Source organism: Gordonia jinhuaensis (assembly GCF_014639795.1).
Taxonomy (GTDB): Bacteria; Actinomycetota; Actinomycetes; order Mycobacteriales; family Mycobacteriaceae; genus Gordonia_B; species Gordonia_B jinhuaensis.
In genome coordinates this window covers 1-701 of sequence record NZ_BMGC01000110.1, presented here as the reverse complement: position 1 = coordinate 701, position 701 = coordinate 1, and the positions used below count along the sequence as shown (strand labels likewise).

Genomic DNA, 701 nt, shown 5'->3' with positions numbered 1-701 from the left:
CCGACACCACATCCGACAACCGACGATCCGACTCCGGCTTCACCCACCCAGCACGAGGCATACACCTAAAACTACACGCATGTAACCTTAACTGAACGGTATTGACGCTAAGCGGGGCCGACCTTACGCGAGCTGACGAAGCCTTGTGGAGTGCATCAGTGCAGGCCAAGGCTATCGCGCAGCACTCGGACTGGACGACCGACACTGTGCCCAACAGCGTGGTCGACATTGTGCTTAGCGCGGCGCTAAGGATTTACAAGAATCCGGATCGGTTCATTTCGAACCAGGCCGGATCGTTTATGGCGCAGCTAGCCCAATCGGACTTCACCACTGGAAGCATATTTCTTGTTGGTGAAGTTGGCATGCTCGAAAAGTATCGGCCAAATCTAGGCGTGCAAGTGGTGGATTCGTATCGTGATGATCCATCCGACTATGACATTCGCGCCAACCCCGACCGCTACGTCAACGTATCCGTCGATGGAGTGCCCTCAGAACCCCTGTACGGCTGGTCCTTGCCCGTAGACGACCAGACCGGCTAAGCCTCGATCCACCGATCGGCTTTTGAGGTGTGATGAAAGGTGTTGAGCACGTTTAGGCCCAATACCGTTCAGTTAAGGGGTCTGGATGCGTAGACGGCTGGTTTCGTTGGTTGCGGCCAGGCGGCGTGGTGAGCCCGTTTGACGTGCCATTTCACGTACTTG

Annotated in this window: 1 protein-coding gene; it reads left to right on the top strand. The window is 55.9% G+C overall.

Translation table 11 applies throughout. The features are described from left to right. The first annotated feature begins 158 nt into the window (after window positions 1–158). Complete coding sequence (locus tag IEW22_RS19855; RefSeq protein WP_188589145.1) at window positions 159–539, top strand: hypothetical protein; 381 nt, start codon at window positions 159–161, stop codon at window positions 537–539. Window positions 540–701: the final 162 nt, after the last annotated feature.